Annotated in this window: 24 protein-coding genes and 1 tRNA gene; 12 read left to right on the top strand and 13 right to left on the bottom strand. The window is 39.9% G+C overall.

What is annotated here, in order from left to right; translation table 11 throughout:
- From OOZ15_RS08365 to OOZ15_RS08355, 3 genes are read right to left on the bottom strand one after another with little or no spacing between them, the layout of a single operon-like run.
- Entirely contained in the window at nucleotides 1–1,368 is a 1,368-nt protein-coding gene (locus OOZ15_RS08365; protein WP_265955758.1) for a tetratricopeptide repeat protein, read from the bottom strand.
- Between the two features lie 33 nt (nucleotides 1,369–1,401).
- On the bottom strand, nucleotides 1,402–2,670 hold the full coding sequence (bamG, locus tag OOZ15_RS08360) for a BamG family beta-barrel-assembly machinery protein (RefSeq protein WP_265955757.1): 1,269 nt from the start codon (nucleotides 2,668–2,670) through the stop codon (nucleotides 1,402–1,404).
- Nucleotides 2,670–3,398: a type III pantothenate kinase gene (locus OOZ15_RS08355; protein ID WP_265955756.1), complete on the bottom strand. Its 729-nt coding sequence runs from the start codon at nucleotides 3,396–3,398 to the stop codon at nucleotides 2,670–2,672. The genes bamG and OOZ15_RS08355 overlap by 1 nt, the downstream gene beginning before the upstream one ends.
- 147 nt (nucleotides 3,399–3,545) lie before the next feature.
- Here OOZ15_RS08355 and OOZ15_RS08350 point away from each other — a divergent pair.
- A tRNA-Phe gene (locus OOZ15_RS08350) sits at nucleotides 3,546–3,621 on the top strand.
- 50 nt (nucleotides 3,622–3,671) lie between these two features.
- On the opposite strand, the gene OOZ15_RS08345 is transcribed toward OOZ15_RS08350, so the two are convergent.
- From OOZ15_RS08345 to OOZ15_RS08300, 10 genes are all read right to left on the bottom strand, one after another.
- Nucleotides 3,672–4,259, bottom strand: coding sequence for a nucleotidyltransferase family protein (locus tag OOZ15_RS08345; RefSeq protein WP_265955755.1), 588 nt, complete (start codon nucleotides 4,257–4,259; stop codon nucleotides 3,672–3,674).
- A 54-nt stretch (nucleotides 4,260–4,313) separates the two neighbouring features.
- A complete protein-coding gene (locus OOZ15_RS08340; RefSeq protein ID WP_265955754.1) occupies nucleotides 4,314–5,348 on the bottom strand; it encodes an XdhC family protein in 1,035 nt (344 codons plus the stop codon).
- Nucleotides 5,349–5,351: 3 nt separating this feature from the next.
- Nucleotides 5,352–6,548, bottom strand: coding sequence for a molybdopterin molybdotransferase MoeA (locus OOZ15_RS08335; RefSeq protein WP_265955753.1), 1,197 nt, complete (start codon nucleotides 6,546–6,548; stop codon nucleotides 5,352–5,354).
- A 12-nt stretch (nucleotides 6,549–6,560) separates the two neighbouring features.
- The gene (locus OOZ15_RS08330; RefSeq protein ID WP_265955752.1) at nucleotides 6,561–7,349 is read right to left on the bottom strand and encodes a sulfite exporter TauE/SafE family protein; all 789 of its coding nucleotides are present in this window, start codon (nucleotides 7,347–7,349) and stop codon (nucleotides 6,561–6,563) included.
- Nucleotides 7,333–8,406, bottom strand: coding sequence for a HesA/MoeB/ThiF family protein (gene moeB / locus OOZ15_RS08325; protein ID WP_265955751.1), 1,074 nt, complete (start codon nucleotides 8,404–8,406; stop codon nucleotides 7,333–7,335). The genes OOZ15_RS08330 and moeB overlap by 17 nt, the downstream gene beginning before the upstream one ends.
- The gene (locus tag OOZ15_RS08320) at nucleotides 8,393–8,998 is read right to left on the bottom strand and encodes an NTP transferase domain-containing protein (RefSeq protein WP_265955750.1); all 606 of its coding nucleotides are present in this window, start codon (nucleotides 8,996–8,998) and stop codon (nucleotides 8,393–8,395) included. The genes moeB and OOZ15_RS08320 overlap by 14 nt, the downstream gene beginning before the upstream one ends.
- Nucleotides 8,982–9,455 carry a cyclic pyranopterin monophosphate synthase MoaC gene (gene moaC, locus OOZ15_RS08315; RefSeq protein ID WP_265955749.1) on the bottom strand — a complete coding sequence of 158 codons (474 nt, stop codon included), beginning with the start codon at nucleotides 9,453–9,455 and terminating at the stop codon, nucleotides 8,982–8,984. The genes OOZ15_RS08320 and moaC overlap by 17 nt, the downstream gene beginning before the upstream one ends.
- Nucleotides 9,456–9,648: 193 nt before the next feature.
- Complete coding sequence (gene moaA, locus OOZ15_RS08310) at nucleotides 9,649–10,632, bottom strand: GTP 3',8-cyclase MoaA (RefSeq protein ID WP_265955748.1); 984 nt, start codon at nucleotides 10,630–10,632, stop codon at nucleotides 9,649–9,651.
- Nucleotides 10,633–10,725: 93 nt separating this feature from the next.
- Nucleotides 10,726–10,965 (bottom strand): molybdopterin converting factor subunit 1, encoded by a 240-nt coding sequence (moaD, locus tag OOZ15_RS08305; protein WP_265955747.1) that lies wholly within the window; start codon nucleotides 10,963–10,965, stop codon nucleotides 10,726–10,728.
- Nucleotides 10,966–11,159: 194 nt separating this feature from the next.
- On the bottom strand, nucleotides 11,160–12,491 hold the full coding sequence (locus OOZ15_RS08300; protein WP_265955746.1) for a sugar porter family MFS transporter: 1,332 nt from the start codon (nucleotides 12,489–12,491) through the stop codon (nucleotides 11,160–11,162).
- 353 nt (nucleotides 12,492–12,844) lie between these two features.
- On the opposite strand from OOZ15_RS08300, the gene OOZ15_RS08295 reads away from it, so the two are divergent.
- From OOZ15_RS08295 to OOZ15_RS08245, 11 genes are all read left to right on the top strand, one after another.
- Nucleotides 12,845–13,180 (top strand): arsenosugar biosynthesis-associated peroxidase-like protein, encoded by a 336-nt coding sequence (locus tag OOZ15_RS08295; protein ID WP_265955745.1) that lies wholly within the window; start codon nucleotides 12,845–12,847, stop codon nucleotides 13,178–13,180.
- 116 nt (nucleotides 13,181–13,296) lie between these two features.
- A complete protein-coding gene (gene arsS / locus OOZ15_RS08290) occupies nucleotides 13,297–14,352 on the top strand; it encodes an arsenosugar biosynthesis radical SAM (seleno)protein ArsS (RefSeq protein WP_265955897.1) in 1,056 nt (351 codons plus the stop codon).
- Nucleotides 14,353–14,366: 14 nt separating this feature from the next.
- The gene (locus OOZ15_RS08285; protein ID WP_265955744.1) at nucleotides 14,367–14,981 is read left to right on the top strand and encodes a TIGR04282 family arsenosugar biosynthesis glycosyltransferase; all 615 of its coding nucleotides are present in this window, start codon (nucleotides 14,367–14,369) and stop codon (nucleotides 14,979–14,981) included.
- Nucleotides 14,978–15,793 (top strand): purine-nucleoside phosphorylase, encoded by an 816-nt coding sequence (locus OOZ15_RS08280; protein ID WP_265955743.1) that lies wholly within the window; start codon nucleotides 14,978–14,980, stop codon nucleotides 15,791–15,793. Before OOZ15_RS08285 ends, OOZ15_RS08280 begins: the two co-directional genes overlap by 4 nt.
- Nucleotides 15,790–16,758: an arsenosugar biosynthesis arsenite methyltransferase ArsM gene (gene arsM / locus OOZ15_RS08275; protein WP_265955742.1), complete on the top strand. Its 969-nt coding sequence runs from the start codon at nucleotides 15,790–15,792 to the stop codon at nucleotides 16,756–16,758. Before OOZ15_RS08280 ends, arsM begins: the two co-directional genes overlap by 4 nt.
- A 190-nt stretch (nucleotides 16,759–16,948) precedes the next feature.
- Complete coding sequence (locus OOZ15_RS08270; RefSeq protein ID WP_265955741.1) at nucleotides 16,949–17,842, top strand: sterol desaturase family protein; 894 nt, start codon at nucleotides 16,949–16,951, stop codon at nucleotides 17,840–17,842.
- A gap of 232 nt (nucleotides 17,843–18,074) precedes the next feature.
- Complete coding sequence (locus tag OOZ15_RS08265; RefSeq protein WP_265955740.1) at nucleotides 18,075–18,617, top strand: ClpP family protease; 543 nt, start codon at nucleotides 18,075–18,077, stop codon at nucleotides 18,615–18,617.
- A 245-nt stretch (nucleotides 18,618–18,862) separates the two neighbouring features.
- Nucleotides 18,863–20,158 carry an NAD(P)/FAD-dependent oxidoreductase gene (locus OOZ15_RS08260; protein WP_265955739.1) on the top strand — a complete coding sequence of 432 codons (1,296 nt, stop codon included), beginning with the start codon at nucleotides 18,863–18,865 and terminating at the stop codon, nucleotides 20,156–20,158.
- Between the two features lie 6 nt (nucleotides 20,159–20,164).
- On the top strand, nucleotides 20,165–21,766 hold the full coding sequence (locus tag OOZ15_RS08255; protein WP_265955737.1) for a 4Fe-4S binding protein: 1,602 nt from the start codon (nucleotides 20,165–20,167) through the stop codon (nucleotides 21,764–21,766).
- The gene (locus OOZ15_RS08250; RefSeq protein WP_265955735.1) at nucleotides 21,763–22,452 is read left to right on the top strand and encodes a glycosyltransferase family 2 protein; all 690 of its coding nucleotides are present in this window, start codon (nucleotides 21,763–21,765) and stop codon (nucleotides 22,450–22,452) included. Before OOZ15_RS08255 ends, OOZ15_RS08250 begins: the two co-directional genes overlap by 4 nt.
- Entirely contained in the window at nucleotides 22,449–23,942 is a 1,494-nt protein-coding gene (locus OOZ15_RS08245; RefSeq protein WP_265955733.1) for a cellulose synthase family protein, read from the top strand. The genes OOZ15_RS08250 and OOZ15_RS08245 overlap by 4 nt, the downstream gene beginning before the upstream one ends.
- Nucleotides 23,943–24,038 lie beyond the last annotated feature (96 nt).

Raw genomic sequence — 24,038 nt, 5'->3', positions numbered from 1 at the left:
TTATAAATTAGGTACTTTTACGCTACCTCCAACCCAACAATTAAATTTGATGGTTTTTCCGGCCATACCAGAGCTAAATATATCTTGCTTACTCGGCGCTTTAGCTTTATAACTAGCAGCCGACTGCGCAGCTTTACTTTTTAGGGACGGGTCAACCTGACCTGCTCTACGTGCTGTTTGTTCAGCTTTCCAGTACATCGCTCTCTTTTCGAAAGTCGTACTTCCACAATCGTTAGCACTGTTTGCATACAAATTCGCCAAGATCAAATAAGGAGTACCGTTTGCAGGATTTACGTCCAATGCTTGTTGTGCATATTTTCTAGCGGTAGACTTTTGTCCTCTTCTACTTGCTTTAGAAGCTATGTTGATAAGCTTCTTAGCCTTCTTAACATTATCAGACTCCAAGTCGATAGACTGCTTGTAGAACTCCAGAGCCTTAGTACTATTACCTTGCTCTTCATATAAAGACCCTAGGTAGTACTTTGAGTTTGCTGAAGGCTCTATTTTATCTAAAGCCTCAACCAACTTCACGAAAAGTGGGTCACCGGTACATCCTTTAGAATCCATTCTTCCGGCCGCGCTTTTCAACCAATTGGCATCATTTTGATGCGCATCAAAATTCTTATTGTATAATGGAATCAAGTTATCACAATCGGCCAGTTTACCCAATTTACCGTCGATACTTCCACTAATTTTTTCATAGTTAGCACCGTTTTGTCTAGCCGCTGCCAAAATTTTCTTCTCTTTAGAAGTTATTGTACCCTTTTCTTCTTTTGGCAAATACTTTACGATAGTCTCCGCCAATTCTTGGTTTTCCTCTTCTATCTTTCCGGTAACATCATCATAGGTGTCAAAAACCTCTTGAAGATCTTTCTTTCCGGCAGCATTCATATCAACCAAGGTAGAGAAATACAAATACAAAGCCTTAGGGTTTTTAAAATCATCCCTGTTTGTTTTATACGCTTTATCTAAAAGCCCATAAATCTCTTCATTTGTCCCTAGCTTATAATTATATTTCAATAAGGCAGCGTCAATCAAACTTCCCACTACAGTATATCGTTTAGGGAAATTTTGAGGAGCCGATTTATAAAGCTCTGTCAGTGTTTTTATATACTTCTCTTTATTGGCCGGATCCTTTTCAATTTTATCCTTTAATATCTTTTCTCCATAATGATATATTGCATAGTGTAATGTAGGACAGTTATCATAAACCATTTTCCAAGGTTCGTATGCAGAATCATAATTTTTCACTTTGGCATGCTCTGCAAAAATAGAAAGGTTTTGCGGACATTCCGGGTTCTGGGCCTGTCCATAACTATAAAAGACAACCCCCAAAACACCTACTAAGATTAAAATTCTCTTTTTCATTTATCTAATTTTATAGGTTAACGTAATTTATTCTTATCTAATTAAATTCTTTCTGAACCATAAGTCGTTCAACGACAAACTTATGAAAACATTAAAATAGTTCTCTTCGACTCTTCCTTGGAATGTACTTCCTCGTTTACCAAATTCAACACCTACATTCGCATTGGAAAAACCTCTAAGTGGTAAACCTAATCCAAAAGACATGCCAAAGTCGTGTACCGGTACATTATTTACTATCATTCCTGTTCTTTCGTTCTTCAATCCGACCCTATAAGTTACTCTTTTCCAATAACTTGTAAAAGAATCATAGTCAGGAATCCAAAATGCTCCCGCTGCAAAGCGTTCACCATCTTCATAGGTTCCATTTATTGGAGTATAGAAATCATTCCTGAATTCGCTGTTTGTTGTATACTCAAACTCTCCTCCTACAAACCAATTAAACTTTTTCCCAACACCCAAACCAAAGGAATACACATCTGATAGCTCCAAATATGTTGAATGAAGCCCCCATCTTGCTAAATCCACTTCTTCAACAGCAGTGGGAACGTCTATCCCTTGTGAGTTCCTAACAATAGTAGATATCACCCTCGAGTTGCTTGAGGTTACTTTCGTAGCCGGCACATAAGCCAAATACGACTGCAATTCTAAACTCTTGGTTAATTTGGCGTCGTAATTTAAGGAAAATTTGAAATCAAATCCACTATATTGCGATTGATTTACAATTTTACTTCCATATTGCACCCCATCAGTATAGATAACTGACTCATTTTTTATATCTCCAAAGTTGAAATTCACCTGACCGCCCACACTGAAATTATTCAGGAAATTATATCCAAGGGCAAAAAATGCTTTGTTTATGCCTCCTTCGCCTTCAAATCTTCTCAACTGATCCAGAGCACCGCTTTCATTGATATCTTCAATCTTGTATCCTACAGCCGTATAGGGCATTAAACCAAAACTCATCCCCATGTTATTTCCTAACGGAACACCCAATGCGACATAATCAAAAGTCACATCTGCAGTACTTTCTTTAGCCATTTCCGTTTTCAAACTCAGGGATTGATAACCTCCGCCTACTGCGAAAGTCGTCAAGCCCAATTTGCCCAAAGAGGCCGGGTTTTGAAGATTAAGGTGGATACTATCGGTAAAAACACTAATCCCTCCCATAGATCGGTTTTCCGCTGTTCCTTTAAAACGTTGGTCTCCCGTGCCGTAAAATGAATAAGGTGACACACTTCCTTCCTGTGCAAAACTGTAACTACAAACAAAGAATACAGTTACAATAAAAATCTTTTTTATCATTAGTGCTTATTGAGTTCTAAAATATGGTTAATCCCCTCTAAGAGGAAATTAGGATGGGCAAATATGCTACTTTTTAATCTTTTAGACAAAAAATGGCTATCCCCTCCTGTTAAAATAACTGTTAAATCTTTAAATTTTTCCCGATATTGAGCTATTACAGCATCCATTTCGTTAACAGAACCGTTCAACACACCAGAAACCATACAATCTTTGGTGGTATTCCCGATAAAATTACCCCATTCAAACGAATCGATAAGCGGTAAATTCTCGGTAAACTCGTGCATAGCCCTATAACGCATCCGCAGTCCCGGAGCAATGGCCCCACCTTTATAAACTCCGTTACGGTCTATAAAATCGTAGGTAATACAACTTCCTGCGTCTATGACCAGACAATTCTTCATTTTATACCGATAAAAAGCCGCTGCTACAAGTGCTATCCTATCTACCCCCAAAGTTTCGGGAGTTGCATATTCATTTTTAAAAGGCACTTTTGAAGCGGAGGTCAACACCGTAACCGGAGCAAAAACACTGAGTGCCCTGATATGATCCTTCAGTAATTTTCCCACCGAAGAAACTGCGATTTCCTCGATCCCCAGATAATCGTTAAAAAATTTTGAGACATTTTTTAAAAAATCATCTTCGATGGTTTTTTCGACCACGATCAAGGTATTTCCTTTAAAGACAGCTATTTTAATAAATGAATTTCCAACATCGATAATTAAATTCATCGTTTTAATTTAAAGTTGTAAATTTACGAAACCGATTTTTTCTAAAATTGTTTTGCAAATATTAAATTAGCATCTATATTTGCACCCGCCTACGAGCCAATAGCCATTGACTCTTCGGCGGGCAAGCCCGCTAAACAGGCAACAACTGGTGCCTTAGCTCAGTTGGTAGAGCAAAGGACTGAAAATCCTTGTGTCCCTGGTTCGATTCCTGGAGGCACCACCATTAAAAACCCAGACAGTTTTGTCTGGGTTTTTTGGTTTTGAGAAGCATGATTACTTCAGTTTATCCTTTAGCGCTCTTTCATAATCCTCCATCGTATCCAAATCTGTAATAAGGTCATCGGCTTTAAATGTTTTTAAATCATTCTGATGGGATTGAATGATGTGCTTGGCGCCAACATCGCTATTAAGTTTTTTGAGCATTTCAAAATAAGTCGATGAAAAAATAGCCGGCACTCCCATCCTTCCATTAAATTTTGAAGCTACAATCCCTTTTCCGTCATTATGGAAGCTTTTTATAAGCTGATTCAGATAGGCGCTTGTCACAAAAGGTTGGTCTGCCAAGATGAATAGCAAGCCATCGAAATTCTTTTTTTCCAATTCCGATACTGCAAAAGCGATGGAAGTTCCCAGACCTTTTTCCCAATCTTTATGAAGTAACACCTCAACATTCTCATCAAGAGTCTTGCTGATCTGTTTGGCATTAGCTCCCAAAACCACAAAAAGAGCTTCGGCTACAGTATTTCTCACCAAAAACACGCTATGTCCCAAAAGGGTAGTGTCCCCCCACTTCAAAAGTTGTTTGGGCTGTCCCATACGAGTGGAAGCTCCTGCTGCGAGAATAACAATGGCTGTTTTCATATTGATTGTTATGAAGTTACGGTGTTACGGAGTTATGCTGTTGAGAGGTTATATTTATAATTTTACCCCGGAGTGGATAGTTCCTTTCTTTTCCTTCAACGGAATCGTGGTTTGCTCCCTGAATACAGAAAGGATTTCTGCTATGATCGAAAGTGCAATCTCCTGTGGTGTCTCTGCCCCAATATTGATCCCTGCCGGACCGTAAATATTGTCCAAAAAACGATCGTCCAGTTCGGGAAGACGCTCCAGCAACTCCTGAAAAAGCTTTTCCCGACGGCGGGAAGGACCCAAAATCCCAAGGTATTTTATTTGTTGCCCTGACAATTTCAAAAGGTATTGAAGGTCTTTTGTATAACTATGGGTCATCAACATCACAGCGGTTTTATCATCAATTATCGATGCATCAAAAATTTCCGGACGCAGATTTTCAATATTTTTAGCTCCGGGGAAGTTCATCAAGGTCTTTGGATCGCTTTCTGAAGCAACAATAGTTATTTCCCACCCACATAAAGATGCCATCAAACACAGCTGTACGGCATCGTGTTCGGCACCGATGATAATCAGTTTTAAGGAAGGTTCTAATTCCTGAGAGAAGGTGTTCAATCCTTTTTTGTTGGTTGTGTCTACTTCATTTTCTGAAAAACCAAAGCTTTTCGCTTCTGAAAATGTAATAAAAGAACCGAAATCAGCTGAGGATTCTTCTTTTTCACCAAAATAGGAAGTGATGGTAAACGGAGTCCTGTTTTCTTCTGCTTCCACAAAGGCTTGATAAAATTCCGGATCAATCAAAAAAGGTTCAATCAGAATATACAACACGCCTTCACAGCCCAAACGATAGCGCCCATCGTAGGTCATTAATTTTGGCATATCTGTTTCAAAAACGGACTGACTTTGCCTGAAAACTTCTTTTTCAACACAACCTCCGCTCACGGCTCCGGTCATTTTTCCGTCTTCGCGGATGAGCATTCGCACTCCGGGTCTTCGGTAAGACGAGCCATCGAGTGCTACCACTGTTGCCAAAACCGTTTTCGTGCCTTTGGCTTTTGCCTTGAGGTGTGTTTCCAGTATTTTTTTGAATTCGTGTGTCATCTTTTAATTATATCTGGATAGTATACACGGCACCACTGTTCCTTTTTCATATTTTTTCTTATCGGGCGACAATCGTATAAAACCGTCGGTATGTGCCAAACTGCTCAAATCTCCCGAGCCATTTTCACTGATTAGAAAAGCGTGTAATTTTTCAGCTTCCGTTTTTAATTTCACCCTCACAAACAAGGTCAAAGGAGAATCGTTCTCCACCTCATTCATCAATATGGCAGACTTTGATTCTGCGGGAATTTCCATAGCCTTGTACAGCCAATCTTTAAAATAGACGTGATAATTGGCAAAGGTCGACACCGGATTTCCGGGAAAAGAGAAAATGATAGTTTTGCTCGCCTTATGCAAACCGAACCAAAAAGGTTTTCCCGGGCGTTGTTTTACCTTGTGGAATACTTTTTCCACTCCCAATTCATCCAACACTTCCGGGATATAGTCAAACTTGCCTCTGGAGACACCTCCACTTAGCATCAAAACATCATTTTCACCAAACAATTCCCTCAAATTGTTCTTGATACTTTCTTTTTCATCATCCAGATGCAGGTGCTCTGCATGGATATTTTCTGTTTCCAAAAGAGCGTGCAGTGATAATGTGTTCGACCCCCTTATTTGATGTGGTAGTGGCTTTTCGTGTACCGCAACCAACTCATTCCCCGTAGAGATCAGTGTAATTTTTGGTAATTCCTTTACGGAAACTTCCACTTTTCCCACTGATGCCAGAATACCAATTTCAGCAGCTGTTATCTTTGTGTTTTTTTTGATGATGACTTCTCCTTGTTTAACATCGCTTCCTTGTCGATGGATATTCTGTCCTTTTACAACCTCTTTTTTTAGGGTTGCAACACCATCATTTATCTCAATATCTTCATACATCACTACCGTATCGGCATTGTCCGGCAATACCGCCCCTGTCATGATCTCCAAACAATTTGCTGAATCTTTTAATTGGGTTTTGGCTGTTCCTGCAGCTATCACCCCTTCAATTTTAAAGGCTTTTTGTCCATCTTCAATAGCTTTATAATTAATGGTTATTCCATCTTTGGTCGATCGGTTAAAGGGAGGGGAGTCCCTGTCTGCCAAAACATCTTCAGCTAAAACCCTTCCCCTACTATGTGTAAGTAATGTTTTTTCAACCCCGAAGGAAAAAGTATTTTCCATTACTTTTTCATACGCTTCTTCAAAAGAAATCATCTCTTTGTTTTTTTAAATATTGATTAGTCCCAAACCATTATTCAGTAATACCCGAAGGCCTACCAAAAACACCAACACAGCAGTGAGTAGTTTTATACTTTTCCCGCTGAGTTTATTCAAACTGATGCGAATTCCTATTTGTCCGCCAACAAACACAATTGCCAACAGGATCAAGCCTTCTTTCCACGGAAAAACAAACATATCGTTTGTAACCAAGCCTGCTATACCCGAAATGGAATTCACCAAAATAAAGAAACTCGCCAATGCCGCTACTTTTATGGAAAAATCCCATCGCATGTGATTGAGTATTGGCGCCAGAAATATTCCGCCTCCAATACCAACCAAGCCGGATAAAAATCCGATTGCTGCTCCCAAGGCACAGGTAATCCACCAAGGATATTTCTTGGCCGTCAGCCTAATTCTTTTACGTTTTTCCTTTACACTTTGAGCACCCAAAGAAATTGCTGATATCATCAAAGCGATACCTAAAATTATGAAAAAAATGTATTCTTCAAGCCGGTATGACGCTCCTAAAAATGCCAAAGGAATACTTGTCACCACAAAAGGTACGAATTTTTTTATATCAAAATGCCCTCTTCGGTAATACAAAATCGTACTCCCCGAGACCACCACTAAATTACATACCAAAGCTACGGAACGAATCACAAAAAAACTGGCAAAGAACAAGGTCAACAAGGCCAAATAGCTGGACCCTCCTCCAAATCCAACTGAAGAATATAAAACGGCTATGATAAAAAAGCTTATTCCCAGTATAACGAGGGATTCAGGTGTTAACTGCATACTGCAAGTACTTATTTATGCCTCCTTCCAATTCGAAAAGATCGATATCTAATACCGGTTTTAATATTTGTAAAGCCTTGGTGCTTCTTATACCCGATTGACACACCAAATATGCAGGTTTAGAAATGTCTATCTCGTTTATCCTTTCCGGCAATTGTTGTAACGGAATATTGTTTGCGCCTTCAAAATGGAAGTTTTCAAATTCTTCGGTTGTGCGCACATCGATAATCTGGATTCCGGTTTTGGTATTCAGTAAGGTAGAAAAATCCGCTACGGAAATGAGTGCACCCACATCACAGGAAATGGCTTCATAACTTTCTTCCAATTCGGTTCTTTTCAGGTTTTCTTCTTGTACGTCTAAATGAAACTTTCGGTATTCCTGTTGCAATCCGTCAAAGATCAGCAACTGTCCGGACAATACTTCCCCAATCCCAGTGATCACTTTTACGGTCTCCAAAGCCTGCAAATTTCCTATGATTCCGGGAATGATCCCCAAAACCCCGTTTTCGTTACAGTCGGGAACCTCATCTTTTCCCGGCATTGTAGGAAACAAACAGCGGTAGGTGGGACCTCCTTTGTAATTAAACACGCTTATTTGTCCTTCAAATTCATGCAGAGCCCCATATACAAATGGCTTTTTCAAAATCACACAAGCATCGTTAATGAGGTATCTCGTCGGGAAATTATCAGTCGCATCGACTACTACATCATATTCTTCTATGATCTCCAAGGCATTTTCCCGATTCAAGAAGGTTTCATGGGCATTGATATCCGTTTCCGAATTTTGATCCATCAATTTCATTTTGGCAACCTCTAATTTAGACAAGCCTACATCAGCTTCGCCATACAACACCTGACGTTGTAAATTGGACAAATCTACCGTATCGTTCTCGACAATTCCCAAGGTTCCAATCCCCATCGCATTGAGGTATTGCAAAACGGGAACGCCCAATCCGCCGGCGCCCACCACCAAAACTTTGGCATTCTTTAACTTGCTTTGGGCTTCTGCCCCAAAACCCTTTAAGATGGTTTGTCTTATGTACCTATTTGTTTTCAACTATCTTCAGTTTTTGTATCGCTTCATTATATTCTTCTGCTGAATTTGCATTCATCAACACAGAAGATCGCTTCGGATATATCATTTTAACGCCGTGATCCAATAAAAATTTCCTCGGACCAAAACCCTTTCCTTCTGCCAAACGGCATTTAGATTCCGCCAATGCTTTTGATTCCCATATCGCACAAAGCGGTTCAGGTAACTTCCTACTCAGCAAGGCGTAGGCTGTGGCATACCTTTGCCGATCTCTTTTTTTTACCAAGGCCTGTATGGCTTCTTCATCTATCAAAGGTAAGTCGCATGCCAACACCAACCAAGCCACATTTTTATCATATTCATGTGCACTCAACAAACCGTTGTAGGGACCTTTGTGAATATCTTGATCTACAATAAAATTGGAAGTATCTGAAAACTCCCCTTTTTGATCTTTCCTGATACTCATAAACACCTTATCACAGGCTTTTTCCAGCAATTGACACAAATGGATTCGCTGCGGAATTCCGTGATAAGCAATTAGGCTTTTATCACTGCCCATACGGGTGCTTTTTCCACCGCAAAGAACCAATCCGTATAGTTTATCTGCTGAAGTCATTTTTTCCTCCTGTTTTCTCTTCCAACTGAATATCGGAAATCTTGATATCGTGCGACAAGGCCTTGCACATATCGTAAATGGTAAGCGCACTCACCGAAACTCCTGTCAATGCCTCCATCTCCACTCCTGTTCGTTCGTTGCATTTTACTGTACATCGGATAGCCAGCAAGTCTTTTCCGGGTTCAATATCAATTTTAATTTTTGATAAGGCCAATTGATGGCAAAGTGGAATCAGATCGGCTGTTTTTTTTACCGCTTGTATCCCGGCAATCACTGCCGTTTGGATAATACTTCCTTTTTTATTTGAAAAATGATTTTCTTTCAGCATAGAAAACACCGCTTTTGGGAAAACCACTTTCCCCGAAGCTACCGCTACCCGGGCTGTTTTATCTTTATGGGAAACATCGACCATAGCCGCTTCTCCGTGTTCGTTGATATGTGATAATTGTTCACTCATCTTCTTTCTGATATTATTTTAACGTGCTGATTCCTGTTTGTAGTTTATTTATCAAATTGTCAGACTGCCCCCGTCGGGGGTCGAAGCCTATTTTTCCAAACCTTTGACTGTACTTCGACAAGCTCAGCATGACATTACTTAGGGTGACACCATTCTATGCATCCATTCATCTCTTAAATTAGGAAAAATTCTTTTACCCTCCTATAGAAGTCATGGAATTGTTGAACACCCCTTTGTACTGCTGTTGTTCTTCAAATCCGGTTTTTGAACGACTGCCAACGGCTGCTATGATGTGACTCTTCACTTCTTCTTCTGAATTTTCCCCTCTCATGATATCACGGATATTCATCCTCGGTTTTCCATATAGGCAGGTAATCACATCCCCGGTAGCAGAGATCCGCAGGCGGTTGCAATTGCCACAAAAAGTTCTTGAAAATGAAGGAATCAGTCCGAATGTGCCTTTATGTCCTTTTATTTTGTAGTTGATGGAAGTCGATGTTTTATGCGACTTTAATTTTTCTATTTCCGGAAAATGCCCGGCTATATATTCATAAATGGTTTTGTAATCCCACTTTATAGTGTTGAAATTTTTGGAGCCTCCATTAAAAGGCATCTCCTCCAAAAACCGCACGGAAACATCATAATATTTAGTAAGTTCTAAAACAGGAAGTATCTCCTCCACATTTTGTCCGTCTAGCACAATAAAATTGACCCGAACATTAAAACCTTCAGTGATCAATCTGATCAGGTTTTCATATACAATATCATATTGCTTACGACGGGTAATGCGTTCAAAAACCTCCTTGTTGATGGCATCCAAACTCACGTTGATATCTTTAATGCCCAGGGATTTTAATTCATCAATATAAGGTCCTATGATGGTAGCATTGGTCGTTACCGAAATATCTTTCAAGCCTTCCAAGGTTGACAGGTGCCGGAAAAGCGTCATCAGGTCTTTTCTCACAAAAGGTTCCCCGCCCGTTAAACGGATTTTGTCTATCCCCTGTGACACCAAAATACTGCTCAGCTCACACAACTCTTCCATAGTGAACAGATTATCCCTCTTTGCAAAATCAATCCCTTCTGCAGGCATACAATAATTGCAACGCAGATTACAACGGTCTGTAACGGCCAATCGCAAGTAATTTATGACTCTATTGTGATTATCTATCAGCATTTTTCTCCTTTGGTTTGGTGGTTAATCCGGTCTTTATAAAGACACAAATCCTACCATAGGCAGGATAGTGTATGTTTTTTATGTGCTATCATGTCATCCTCCGCTTACAGGTGGAATCAAAGCAACTTCATCTGAACTTCCTATCGCTGTTTCTTCCTGTGCGTATTTATTGTTTACCGCAATGGCGAATGAAGACAACTTGTTCAGTTTGGGGTAGTTATTGGTAAGATACGATTTTAATTGCTTTACATTACCAATTTCATTATTGGATTCCACTTTTAATGAATCTCCCCCTACAATCTCCCTTGCTATGCCAAAAAGCAATATGTTCATTATTTCTCCTTAAGTTTTTATTTCATCTACTACTCAAAGTTTTCTTCTAAACAGCGATATCTCGGTATTTTTCAGAGGATTAAGTTAAATAAAATTGAATTAACTCACCTGCCCTTATATTATATTTAACACTTAAAATAATAGATTCTTAAAACAGCATGCGCTTTTTTCTCACTTCATAAAAATAAGCCCCTTTATTTTCTTAGTAGTATTTTAGATAATCCTTCCAATGACTTTCCTTTGGTCTCCGGCATCAGAAAGATAACGAACAATAATTGCAAGACCATCATTCCGCAGAAAAAGTAAAAAATGACTGACGGACCAACGCTCTTGGTAAAGTATGGAAAAAAGTTAGTGATCAATGCCGCAAAAACCCAATGGGTTGAACTCCCGAGGGACATTCCATAAGCCCTGATCCTGTTTGGGAATATTTCTGAAATAAACACCCAGATCACCGCCCCTTGCCCAATGGCATGAGAAGCTATAAAAAGAAATGACAATACCGGCACGATACTTCCTCCGGTATTTCCGGTATCAAAAGCCCTTCCGATAAAAAACAGGGAAATAATATAGCCTATGGAACCTATGTACATCAATTTTTTCCTCCCACTACGATCGATCAGGTACATTCCCAACATCGTAAAAACGAGGTTTACAATACCAATCCCTACTGTGGAAAGCATAGAGGACTCACTCCCCAATCCTGCATCGGCAAAAATCCGCGGTGCGAAATAGATCACGGAATTGATTCCTGAAAGCTGATTGAAAAACGCAAACAGAAACGCTAAAAGAATAAGGAAGCTGAATTTCATGGAAAAGAAACGCTCTTTAAGGGAAGTTTTTTCTTTGTCTTCATTCAGCGATTCTTTGATCGCTTCCAATTCTTCACGATAGTTCTCTTCATTAATACTTTTTAAGGTCTCGACTGCCTCTTCTTCAGCACCCAATTTTGCAAGCACCCAACGCGGACTCCGTGGCAGTTTCCTCACCAACAAAGCAAAAGCCAAAGCAGGGAGAGCCTCTACACCCAGCATCCAACGCCATGCACTTTCCAAATTCAATAAACTGATAATATAATTGGACACATAAGCCATAAGAATACCCAAAACCAGATTCAACTGAAAAGAAGCCACTAATTTCCCCCGGTTTTTCGCTTGTGATATCTCAGAAATATAGATTGGAGCAGTAACTGAGGAAGCCCCAACAGCAATCCCCCCTATAAATCGAAACGTAATAAAGGAATAGACCTCCGGTGCAAGGGCAGAACCCACAGCCGAAGCCAAAAACAGGATTGCAATCCAAAATAAAGTTTTTCTCCTCCCCATTCTATCCGATGGGAATCCGCCAAAAATAGCACCTACTAAAGTCCCGTATAAAGCAACTGCGATGGAAAATCCATGCATGAGATCACTTAATCCCCATACTTGTTGAATCGATTGTTCCGCCCCGGAAATAACGGCCGTATCAAAACCAAACAAAAAGCCACCAAGCGATATGATGATGGCCCATTGAAAAACTTTACTCATCTTTCTTTCTATTTTTTTGAATTCTGAAAGATAGTGATTTTATGGAAGCTTCAAAGCTTTGCCTCTACCTTCCCCCGGTCACGGAATTAAAACCGTTATAAACCATGGATTCGATATGATTATAGCGTATTTATAGCGTGTATATAGCGTATATATGGCGTGTTTGATATATTGAAAACACATATTAAGTCCCATTATGGCTCCAAATCCGTCGCTTATATGTGTTCTATTTGTAAGGTGTACTGAATTATGTCGTCCATAACAATGTAAAGCCCTTTTTCAGGAATTAAAACTGAACTCATCTTTATTTCTTTTACTTTTATAGATTGAACACTAATTTATAACAAGAAATCATGAAAAAGACATATTATGATCCTGCCGATCTAAAAAAATTCAGCTCTATCACTGAATGGAGTAAAGAGCTTGGTGATAAATTTTTTGAATACTACGGAAAGGTTTTTGAAGAAGGCGCACTTTCCGCCAGGGAAAAATCATTGATTGCCTTGGCCGTATCACATGTGGTTAAATGCCCGTATTGTATCGACGCCTACACAAAAGACGGACTGCAACGTGGTATCACCAAAGAGGAAATGATGGAAGCCGTACATGCAGGAGCTGCTATCGAAAGTGGCGCGACCTTGGTTCACGGTGTCCAAATGATGAATAAATATGAAAAGCTTTCGATGTAAAGAATCAACTACCTCGGGGTAAACCCACGAGGTATTAAAAGGAACAAAACCTTAACTCATTTCGATGAAGAGCATCGAGGAATTAAACCCACTTAGTGGGATTAAAAAACAAATACATGCCGACCCAATCGTTACATAAACGAAAAAACGAACTCGCAAATACCGAAAAACAACTGGAAATTTTGTCCAACGGAATTTTCGTCAATGGGGAATTACCCACATTTAAGGAAAAAATTGCCGAAACAGGTCAATTTCCTTTACGGCCGAGAAAAACAGAGATCCTACAGATCAATGTGGGATATATGTGCAATCAGGTGTGTTCCCACTGCCATGTAGATGCCGGTCCGGACAGAAAAGAGATCATGACCCGGGAAACCATGCAACAATGCCTCGACGTTATCAAATATACCGGCGCCCACACGCTCGATCTCACAGGAGGTGCTCCGGAAATGAACCCTAGTTTCAGGTGGTTTGTGGAAGAGGCTTCCAAGCTTGGGGTAAAGGATTTTATCGTGCGCAGCAACCTGACCATCATCATGGCGAACAAAAAATATCACGACCTGCCCGGGTTTTTCAAAAAACACAAGATCCATGTTGTTTCTTCCATGCCACATTGGACCAAGGGAAAAACCGACAGACAGCGTGGCGATGGTGTCTTTAACAAATCGATCAGTGCGTTGAAAAAACTAAACGCTGTGGGTTATGGCATGCCGGATAGCGATTTGAAGCTGGATTTGATCTATAATCCGTCAGGGGCTTTTTTGCCCACCGATCAGGCTTCTATGGAGAAAGACTTTAAAAAGGTATTGCTGGAAGATTTTGGGATTCATTTTCACGAACTTTTTGCAATTACCAACCTACCTATCTCCAGGTTTTTGGATTACCTCATCGCCTCAGAAAACTATGAAGATTATATGTATTCGCTTGTTGAAGCCTTCAATCCGGCAGCTGTGCAAAACGTAATGTGTACCAACACCATCTCGGTGAGTTGGGACGGTTGGTTATACGACTGTGATTTCAATCAGATGTTGGGCTTGAAAGTCAATAGCCCGGTAAAACACATCAAAGACTACAACGAAGACATTTTAAACGACCGGAATATTTTGATTTCCCAACACTGCTATGGCTGCACTGCAGGATCAGGAAGCAGTTGTCAGGGGACTGTCACATAAGCATACAACATCAGATGAATAATAGTATCCTCATCATATTTACGAAAAATCCCGAATTGGGAAAGGTAAAAACCCGTCTCGCCCAAAGTGTCGGAAAAGAAAAAGCACTCGAAATTTATAAGTTCCTTCTTAATAAAACAAAACAGGTAACCCGTAATCTTCCTTGTGACAAAGCAGTGTATTATTCTGAAGAAATCATTGAAAACGACTTGTGGAGTCCAGAAACATTCAGCAAAAAGCTCCAAAAAGGTGATAATTTGGGGCAGCGTATGGAAAATGCCTTTTTTGAATGTTTTTCCGAAGGATATAAAAAAGTAATCATTATTGGTAGTGATTTATATGATATTACTCCGTCGCATATCGAAACCGCATTCAAAAAACTGGAAGCCCACGATGCCGTAATAGGACCTGCAGCAGACGGTGGTTATTATCTCTTAGGTTTAAAACAGTTGTTCCCGAAGGTCTTTCAGCAAAAAAAGTGGAGTACAGACACGGTTTTAAGAGATACTTTAGAAGATTTAAAAACAGTTGATGTAGCTTTGTTAGACACACGCAACGATATTGATAACTATAACGACATAAAAGCCCACCCGGCTTTTCAAAAATTTTTAAAAAGCATAAAAATATGACCAAAAAACAACTGCAAGAAACCACCGAGTATTTAAAAAGCAAAGGTTTTGACAAGCCCGAGATCGGTATTGTTTTAGGAACAGGTTTGGGAAAATTAGTAGAAGAAATTGAAAACCCTATTGTAGCGCACTACAACCATATTCCGTTCTTTCCAATGGCCACGGTAGAATTCCACAGCGGGAAACTTATTTATGGTGAGATTGAAGGAAAAAAAGTAGTGGTGATGCAAGGACGTTTCCACTTGTATGAAGGTTATGATTTTATAGATATCACCTACCCGATACGGGCTATGCACGAATTGGGCATCAAAAAACTATTGATTTCCAATGCGGCGGGGTCTATCAATCTCGACCTCAAAAAAGGGGATCTTATGCTTATCGAAGACCATATCAACCTGCAAGGCGGTTCTCCCCTAGCTTTTAAAGACGTAGCACAATTTGGTGACCGATTTGTAGATATGAGTGAACCATACAATCCGGAAATGCGCCGTATGCTTACAGAAATTGCCGAAAAAAAGCAGATTCCGTTGAAAAAAGGAGTTTATGTATCCGTTGTAGGACCTCAATTGGAAACCAAAGCCGAATACCGCTATTTGAAGATTATCGGAGCCGACGCCGTAGGGATGAGCACTGTTCCTGAAGTGATTGTCGCTAACCACCTCAGGCTACCGATTGTCGCTATTTCTGTTATTACTGATGAAGGCAACCCGGACAATCTAAAACCTGTGAATCTTGATGATATTATCCGTGTAGCAGGCGAAACAGAACCTAAAATGATCGCTTTATTTAAAGAATTGATCAAAGAATTATGAGTTATCTAGATACCACAATAAATGTTTATCAGGAAGCGGCACTTACTCCCAATGTTGGTTTGTGCTGTACCACCAATCCGGTGTGGGAATTACCGGGCTTAAAGATCCCGAAGATCATGCAGGAAATGAACTACGGATGTGGAAGCACCGTACACGCAAGGGATTTGGTCAATAACCCCAATATCCTTTATGTAGGTGTTGGCGGCGGAATGGAATTGTTGCAATTTGCTTATTTCTCCCGCCAAAAAAACGGAGTGATTGGCATCGATGTGGTCGATGAAATGCTGGAAGCTTCCCGAAAAAACTTTAAAGAGGCTGAAGCACAAAACGATTGGTTTAAAAGCGAATTTGTCGATCTAAAAAAAGGTGATGCTTTACACCTTCCCGTAACTGATAACAGTATAGATGTCGCTGCTCAAAATTGCTTGTTCAATATTTTCAAAAAAGAAGAGCTAAAAAAAGCCATTGCAGAAATGTATCGGGTGCTTAAACCCCATGGACGACTGATTATGAGTGATCCCACTTGTGAGCAGCCCATGAATGAAGCCTTAAGAAACGACGAAAAATTACGCGCTTTATGCCTTAGCGGAAGTTTGCCCATTACTGAATATGTAAAAATGCTTACTGGTGCAGGCTTTGGTACTATTGAAATCCGAGCGAGAAAACCATACCGTATTCTGGATCCGAATCATTATGATACTGAAGAGTTGATTTTTATTGAATCGATAGAAGTAGCGGCGATAAAAGACCCCATACCCGAGGATGGTCCATGTGTGTTTACCGGAAAAACAGCCCTGTATTATGGGGAAGATGATTTTTTTGATGATCAAAAAGGACATGTACTGCCTCAAAATCAACCTTTGGCGATCTGTGATAAAACCGCTGCCGTACTTGAAAATCTCGGCAGAAATGATATTTTTATATCAAAGTCCACCTGGCATTATGACGGTGGAGGATGTTGTTAAAGGAAATTAGAGGGCGGAGCGTTAAGAAACAGTCCGGTGGACTGTTTTAGCGAACGAGCCAGCTGGCGCGATGGCAAATGAAGCCGCTTGATTACTAACAAAAATGTATATAACATAATCGAAGAAACACAATTCAGTTGCGGAAAATCTTAATACTTTGTACTTTATACTTAGTACTTAACACTCAGTAATGGAAAAATATTTAGAGATCATAAAAAATTCCTATTCGGGGTATTTTAATTACCTCATCTCAGAAATCACTGCATTTCACTGGGAGAACTACTTTTATGGACTTCTGATTATTTCTTTTGCTGTTTGGATGCTCGAAATATTATTTCCGTGGAGGAAAAACCAGAAGATCTTCAGAAAAGATTTTTGGCTGGATACTTTCTATCTTTTTTTCAATTTCTTTTTACTGAATTTAATAGCGCTCATAGCCTTGTCTAACCTTGCTGAAGTTATTTTCAATGATATTTTAGGTGTGGTAGGTTTATCCGTTTCTCATTTTCAGTTGTTTGATGTTTCTCAATTTCCTTGGTGGGCCGGCGTACTTATATTTTTTGTCATTGCCGATTTTGTACAATGGGCTACGCATATGTTGTTGCACCGTGTGCCTTTTTTATGGAATTTTCACAAAATCCATCATTCGGTAAAAGAGATGGGATTTGCGGCACATTTTCGGTATCACTGGATGGAACCTGTGGTGTATAAATCCATTTTATACATCCCCATAGCTATTATTGGCGGTTTTGACATTGAAGCCATTGCTATTGTCCATTTTTTCAATATTACCATCGGACACTTAAACCATGCAAACATTGGCTGGGATTACGGACCCTTCAAATACATTTTCAACAACCCTAAAATGCATATTTGGCACCACAGCAAAAAGATTCCGAATAGATACGGGGTTAACTTCGGAATTACATTAAGTCTCTGGGATTATCTGTTTAAAACCAATTATATCCCCTACGACGGGAGGGATATCGAACTCGGTTTTGAGGGGGACGAAGGATTTCCGAAGCATTTTTTTCAGCAGGAAATTTATCCTTTGAATGAGAGAAAGGCAACAGAATCACAGTAAAAAAATAACCTGTTATGAATTATGAATTCAAATTCGTCAATTCGAGTGATTTTTACGGAGTGATAACAGAGTAAAAAATGTATCGAGAATAGGAATTTGAACTTTAAAAAACGATTCTCGATACTTTTTTCTTTCAGAAAAAAACTCGAACTGACGGTTTTTTCAATAAATTTCAAGATGTAGAATGTGGGTTAAAATAGTTATATTCGAAGACAATAAAAACACCAAATATATGGCGAGTAAAAAAATTCAAGACAAAATAGACGAAACACTCCTTGACGACCGCAAGGTTTTTCTATGGGGGCAGGTAGATGATAAATCTGCAAAACACGTAATAGATCGATTGTTGTATTTAGATCAATTGGGCAAGGATGAAATAAAGCTCATTATCAACAGTCCGGGTGGTTATGTCACTTCTGGTTTTGCCATTCACGACACCATGAAATCACTAAAAAGTCCAGTTTCTACTATTTGCACAGGTTTGGCTGCTTCAATGGGGTCCATCCTACTTTCAGCAGGAGAAAAGGGAAAGCGTTTTGTATATCCGTATGCAAGAGTGATGATACATCAACCCAGTGGCGGTGCTCAAGGACAGGCTTCAAACATAGAAATCCAAGCCCAGGAACTTTTGAAAACCAAAGAGATCGGTGCACAAATTTTAGCTGATAACTGCGGACAAACCGTTGAAAAGATCATGAAAGATTTCAACAGGGATTATTGGATGAATGCCGATGAATCGATTGACTACGGCATTGTTGATGGTATTTTGAAATAAAGTTCTGACCTGTAGATGAAAAGAGAGAATGTCTAAAAAGACTTAAAAACCTTTGTCACACTGAGCTTGTCGAAGTGTAATGTGTTGAAAACCAAATCGTCTTCGACAAGCTCAGACTGACATTTGTGTAAAAACAGTCTTTTTAGACATCCTCCATACCAATTCACATAATTTTATCCGCTATAAAACGGCTATCCCATATTAAGTTCTTATCTTGTTTATGTTGATTGTTCAAGTCGGTAAAAATGAAACACATTGCGATTATAGGGAACGGAATTTCCGGCATCACAGCTGCCAGGCATATTCGGAAATGGAGCGATCATAAGATCACTGTAATCTCCGCCGAATCGGAATACTTTTTTTCCAGAACGGCACTGATGTATGTCTATATGGGACATCAGAAGTTTGAACACACACAACCTTATGAAAATTGGTTTTGGGAAAAGAACCGGATCGAACTCAAAAAAGGTTATGTTTCTAAAGTGGTTCCCAAAGAAAATAAACTCGTTTTTAGTGATCATTCTACATTGAATTATGACGAACTCATTATTGCCTCAGGTTCTAAACCCAATAAATTTGGATGGCCCGGACAGGATCTGGAAAGGGTACAGGGATTGTACTCAAAACAAGATCTGGAACTGCTGGAAACCAATGCGCCCAACAACAAGCTTTGCAAAAGAGCTATTATTGTCGGTGGCGGACTTATCGGTATTGAACTGGCAGAAATGCTTCGTACGAGGGACATTCCTGTTACTTTTTTGGTGAGGGAAGATTCGTTTTGGAATAATGTCTTACCTGATGACGAATCAGAAACCATCAATAAACACATCAGAAAACATCATGTGGATTTGAGACTCTCCACCGAATTGAAGGAAATCAAAGCTGATGAAAACGGAAGAGCCAGAGCTGTAATCACTTCCGAAGATGAAGAAATTCCTTGTGATTTTGTCGGACTTACCGCCGGTGTTTCTCCAAATATCGATTTTTTAAAAAATTCAGGAATCGAATTGGGGAAAGGCGTAAAAGTAAACCGATATCTGGAAACCAACATTCCGGGGATTTATGCCATAGGCGATTGTGCTGAACAAACAGAGCCCACCGGTTTGAGAAGACCCGTGGAAGCGGTATGGTACACCGGACGGATGATGGGCGAAACTGTGGCACAGACCCTCTGCGGAAATAAAATGGCTTATCAACCCGGGCATTGGTTCAATTCTGCTAAATTCTTTGATATTGAATACCAAACCTACGGTTGGGTGTGGCCAAAACCTAAAGATGATGAACTGCATTTTTACTGGGAACACTCCACAGAAGAAAAATGTATTCGGATAGCTTATCATAAAAACTCCAGGGCCATTTTGGGCATCAATAGTCTTGGTATCCGTATATGTCATGAGGTTATCGACCGTTGGTTATCCGAAGAAAAAAGCATCGATTTTGTTATTGAAAATTTCCATCAGGCCAATTTTGATCCTGAGTTTTATAAGCAACATCATAAGGCGATAAAGAATTCATATAAACAACCCTTACAAACTGTATAAAATCCTATGAATACTTCCATACAACACAATATGTCATTATCCGGAGAACCTCCTGTGGCTTTGTCTACTTGGCAAAAAATCGGGGTTCTTGTCGGGATGTTTGGACTTGGTATTCTTTTGTTGGCAATTTTCAATGTTAATTTCCCCAACAAAACGCTTTGGCTTACGGTTTCTTTAATTTCGATCACCCTTGGAATATCTCTTTTTTCTTATGGTTTATACACTTCACAACCCGCTGGGATTAAAAACGACGGGGTTTGGCTAAAACCCATGACTTCCAAAGGCCTTATTGCTTGGATAACGGGAATTGCGATTACCGGATTTTATATCGTTCTCTATTTTTATCCGCAATATCTCGGACTCAATACTGATAAAAACACTGGACTCGTCGCTTTATTCGATCCTCTGAGTCGGTTTCTAAACGGTAACCCAGCCAGTCAGTGGTTTGTTTATGGAACGCTCTACACGGTGGCCATTCTTGCTTTTGGTATTAAATTCCTCTGGAAATACAGAAACAACCGTTATGAAGTGTTGCGGACATTCAGTGTGATGTTCTTTCAATTGTCATTCGCCTTTATCATTCCTGAATTGATGGCGCGCATGAACTCCGATTCGTTTTCACTTCCTTATTACGACCTAAAAAACATTTGGCCGCTCAACTATTACAATTTTGACCAATACCGCGTTGACGATTTTATAAGCTCAGGAAATATTGGCATAGCACTTTTGATTTTTGGTGTCGCTTCTATCTTGATTATCACCCCAATACTGACCTATAAATACGGAAAGCGGTGGTACTGCTCTTGGGTTTGTGGCTGCGGAGGCCTAGCCGAAACCGCAGGAGATCCTTTCAGGCATTTATCAGATAAAAGATTATCCGCTTGGAAATTGGAACGCTGGATGGTACACATTGTCCTCGTATTTTCTGTCTTGATGACCACAGCCGTTGTCCACAGTTATTTAAGTTATGACGCTGATAAATACTGGCTGAACAAAGACACCTTTTTGATTGGTGTTGCTGTATTGATCGGGCTATTGTTTGCCGTTATATGGATCTTTAAACGTCACGAACTGGAAAAAGATGCCCGTTATGGTGCTATTGGTTTTACGGCAATCATTCTTGGGCTTATCAGTATTCATTACTTCAGCGGAAACAATATTTTCATCTTCGGTCCGGAAACGTTGCGAAGTACTTATGCCTTTTTGATCGGTTCAATTTTTGCGGGAGTTGTCGGTACCGGATTCTATCCCATTTTCGGTAGCAGGGTGTGGTGTCGTTTTGGTTGTCCCATGGCTGCTATTTTAGGGTTACAACAACGCCTTTTTTCAAAATTCAGGATCACGACCAATGGCGGACAATGTATTTCCTGCGGAAATTGTTCTACCTATTGCGAAATGGGAATTGATGTAAGAGCCTACGCCCAAAGAGGAGAAAATATCGTGAGGGCTTCTTGTGTAGGTTGTGGTATCTGCTCTGCTGTTTGTCCGCGTGGTGTCTTAAAACTTGAAAACGGCCCGCAAAAAGGACGCATCAACACTAAGGAGGTTCTTCTTGGAAATGATGTAGATTTGTTGTCCTTGAGTTCATCATCTGATACCGAAAAATGACAAGCATCAAAGTAATCATTCCGGCTTATAACGAAGAGGCTTCCATTACTTCTGTAATTCGTGATATTCCGGAAATGGTCGATGAGGTGATTGTCGTCAACAACCGTTCGACGGATAAGACTGAAAAAGTGGCAAAACAAGCCGGAGCAACGGTTTTAAACGAACACAGAAAAGGATATGGCTATGCCTGCCTGAAAGGAATGGAATATATAGCCGACCAAGACAAGAGGCCTGAAGTTGTTGTTTTTTTGGATGGTGATTATTCCGATTATCCGGAGGAGCTCCCCAAATTGGTAGCTCCTATTCTTGAAGATGATGTCGATCTGGTTATCGGAGCTAGGACAAAAGTTTTGAGGGCTAAAAATTCGATGACACCACAGCAAGTTTTCGGGAATTGGTTGGCCACCACATTGATGCGGCTTTTCTTTAAAGCAAATTTTACCGACCTTGGACCCTTCAGGGCGATCAAATACAAAAAGCTTTTAAGCTTGGAAATGGAAGACGAAACCTATGGATGGACGGTAGAAATGCAATTAAAAGCCATCAAAAAAGGGTTGAAATATGTGGAAGTGCCCGTAAAATACAGAAACAGAATAGGTGTTTCAAAAGTTTCAGGAACCGTAAAAGGAACCATTATGGCAGGAATCAAAATATTGGGTTGGATTTTTAAATATAGTTTCAAATGATCGAGATCGTTTCATACAGCATCCTCGGTATTTACATCTTTGCTTTGGTGTTTATTCTGATTTACAGTTTAACACAGCTGAATCTACTCGTTAATTACCTGCACTTTAAGAAAAATGAATCGCCGGCTCCTAAATTCAATTCCCTGAATGCTTCGGAAATTCCAAACATCACCGTTCAACTACCCGTCTACAACGAAGATTATGTGATTGAAAGACTGCTCGACAATATTGTAAAACTGGAATATCCATCGCAAAAACTGGAAATTCAGGTTTTGGACGATTCTACTGAGGAATCCGTTGAAAAAACAATAAAAAAGATCGAAGCATTACAGCAACTCGGTTTCGATATAAAACACATCAGAAGAAATAATCGTGAAGGCTTTAAAGCGGGTGCGTTAAAAGAAGGCCTAAAGGCTGCCAAAGGCGACTTTATCGCTATTTTTGATGCTGATTTCCTCCCGGAAAAAGACTGGCTTAAAAAAACAGTTCCCTATTTTAAAGACCCTGAGATCGGGGTTGTACAGACCCGATGGGGACACCTCAACAGGAATTACTCGTTACTCACAGAGATTCAGGCTTTTGCTTTGGATGCCCATTTTACTATCGAACAGGTGGGAAGAAATGCCAAAGGACATTTTATCAATTTTAACGGTACCGCAGGGATATGGCGTAAAGAATGTATCGTTGATGCCGGGAATTGGGAAGCGGATACCCTGACCGAAGACCTCGACCTGAGCTATAGGGCTCAGCTGAAAAACTGGAAATTCAAATATCTGGAAGATGTGGAAACCCCGGCAGAGCTTCCGGTAGTTATCAGTGCTGCGAGAACACAACAATTCAGATGGAATAAAGGGGGTGCCGAAAACTTCAGAAAAACCGTAAGCAAGCTATTGAAAGCTGACAAGCTTCCACTGAAAACAAAAATCCACGGTTTTATCCACCTTTTGAACAGTAGTATGTTCTTATGTGCGTTTCTCATTGCTTTTTTAAGTGTTCCTGTGTTGTTTATCAGACAATTGGATTTTATTCCGGCATGGATATTCGATTTCACAGGCATCTTTATCGCCAGCACCCTAATTTTGTATATCTGCTATTGGTTTACCTACAAAAACTTGAAAAATGAAGGTTGGACGGGAATTTTTTCATACACCAGGGTATTTATCGCTTTTTTCACCATTGTCCTCGGTTTTACATTGCACAATAGCGTTGCGGTTATTCAAGGACATTTGGGAAAACGCAGCGGATTTGTAAGAACCCCAAAGTTCAATATCAAAAACATATCTGATTCTTGGAAAAGCAACAAGTACCTCTCCAACGGGATTTCAAAAAGTCTTATCCCCGAAGGAATACTGCTCCTTTATTTTCTATTCGGAATGTTCAGCGCCTTTCATTTTAACGATTTCAGCTTCTTCCCTTTCCATTTAATTTTGTGCTTGGGCTTTGGTTTTGTATTTTTTCATTCCATAACCTCAAGAACATCTTATGCTTGATTATTGGAGCGCGCACAAGTACCCGATAATTTTCACCCTTTCAGCCTTACTTTTCTATTTCAGTTTTGCTTATGATTTGGAAAGATCCGACACCGT

The organism is Galbibacter kalidii (genome assembly GCF_026241135.1).
GTDB lineage: Bacteria > Bacteroidota > Bacteroidia > Flavobacteriales > Flavobacteriaceae > Galbibacter.
This window is presented reverse-complemented; position numbering and strand designations above follow the sequence as displayed.

What these genes read in the sequence shown, in the direction of transcription:
- OOZ15_RS08265 (WP_265955740.1), top strand. Translation starts at nt 18,075, where the DNA reads ATGGCGAGTAAAAAAATTCAAGACAAAATAGACGAAACACTCCTTGAC.
- OOZ15_RS08245 (WP_265955733.1), top strand. Translation starts at nt 22,449, where the DNA reads ATGATCGAGATCGTTTCATACAGCATCCTCGGTATTTACATCTTTGCT.
- OOZ15_RS08355 (WP_265955756.1), bottom strand. Translation starts at nt 3,398, where the DNA reads ATGAATTTAATTATCGATGTTGGAAATTCATTTATTAAAATAGCTGTC.
- OOZ15_RS08295 (WP_265955745.1), top strand. Translation starts at nt 12,845, where the DNA reads ATGAAAAAGACATATTATGATCCTGCCGATCTAAAAAAATTCAGCTCT.
- OOZ15_RS08250 (WP_265955735.1), top strand. Translation starts at nt 21,763, where the DNA reads ATGACAAGCATCAAAGTAATCATTCCGGCTTATAACGAAGAGGCTTCC.
- OOZ15_RS08280 (WP_265955743.1), top strand. Translation starts at nt 14,978, where the DNA reads ATGACCAAAAAACAACTGCAAGAAACCACCGAGTATTTAAAAAGCAAA.
- moaA (WP_265955748.1), bottom strand. Translation starts at nt 10,632, where the DNA reads ATGCTGATAGATAATCACAATAGAGTCATAAATTACTTGCGATTGGCC.
- OOZ15_RS08260 (WP_265955739.1), top strand. Translation starts at nt 18,863, where the DNA reads ATGAAACACATTGCGATTATAGGGAACGGAATTTCCGGCATCACAGCT.
- OOZ15_RS08335 (WP_265955753.1), bottom strand. Translation starts at nt 6,548, where the DNA reads ATGATTTCTTTTGAAGAAGCGTATGAAAAAGTAATGGAAAATACTTTT.
- bamG (WP_265955757.1), bottom strand. Translation starts at nt 2,670, where the DNA reads ATGATAAAAAAGATTTTTATTGTAACTGTATTCTTTGTTTGTAGTTAC.
- arsM (WP_265955742.1), top strand. Translation starts at nt 15,790, where the DNA reads ATGAGTTATCTAGATACCACAATAAATGTTTATCAGGAAGCGGCACTT.
- OOZ15_RS08345 (WP_265955755.1), bottom strand. Translation starts at nt 4,259, where the DNA reads ATGAAAACAGCCATTGTTATTCTCGCAGCAGGAGCTTCCACTCGTATG.
- OOZ15_RS08320 (WP_265955750.1), bottom strand. Translation starts at nt 8,998, where the DNA reads ATGACTTCAGCAGATAAACTATACGGATTGGTTCTTTGCGGTGGAAAA.
- moaD (WP_265955747.1), bottom strand. Translation starts at nt 10,965, where the DNA reads ATGAACATATTGCTTTTTGGCATAGCAAGGGAGATTGTAGGGGGAGAT.
- OOZ15_RS08365 (WP_265955758.1), bottom strand. Translation starts at nt 1,368, where the DNA reads ATGAAAAAGAGAATTTTAATCTTAGTAGGTGTTTTGGGGGTTGTCTTT.
- OOZ15_RS08330 (WP_265955752.1), bottom strand. Translation starts at nt 7,349, where the DNA reads ATGCAGTTAACACCTGAATCCCTCGTTATACTGGGAATAAGCTTTTTT.
- OOZ15_RS08300 (WP_265955746.1), bottom strand. Translation starts at nt 12,491, where the DNA reads ATGAGTAAAGTTTTTCAATGGGCCATCATCATATCGCTTGGTGGCTTT.
- OOZ15_RS08270 (WP_265955741.1), top strand. Translation starts at nt 16,949, where the DNA reads ATGGAAAAATATTTAGAGATCATAAAAAATTCCTATTCGGGGTATTTT.
- moaC (WP_265955749.1), bottom strand. Translation starts at nt 9,455, where the DNA reads ATGAGTGAACAATTATCACATATCAACGAACACGGAGAAGCGGCTATG.
- OOZ15_RS08340 (WP_265955754.1), bottom strand. Translation starts at nt 5,348, where the DNA reads ATGACACACGAATTCAAAAAAATACTGGAAACACACCTCAAGGCAAAA.
- arsS (WP_265955897.1), top strand. Translation starts at nt 13,297, where the DNA reads ATGCCGACCCAATCGTTACATAAACGAAAAAACGAACTCGCAAATACC.
- OOZ15_RS08285 (WP_265955744.1), top strand. Translation starts at nt 14,367, where the DNA reads ATGAATAATAGTATCCTCATCATATTTACGAAAAATCCCGAATTGGGA.
- OOZ15_RS08255 (WP_265955737.1), top strand. Translation starts at nt 20,165, where the DNA reads ATGAATACTTCCATACAACACAATATGTCATTATCCGGAGAACCTCCT.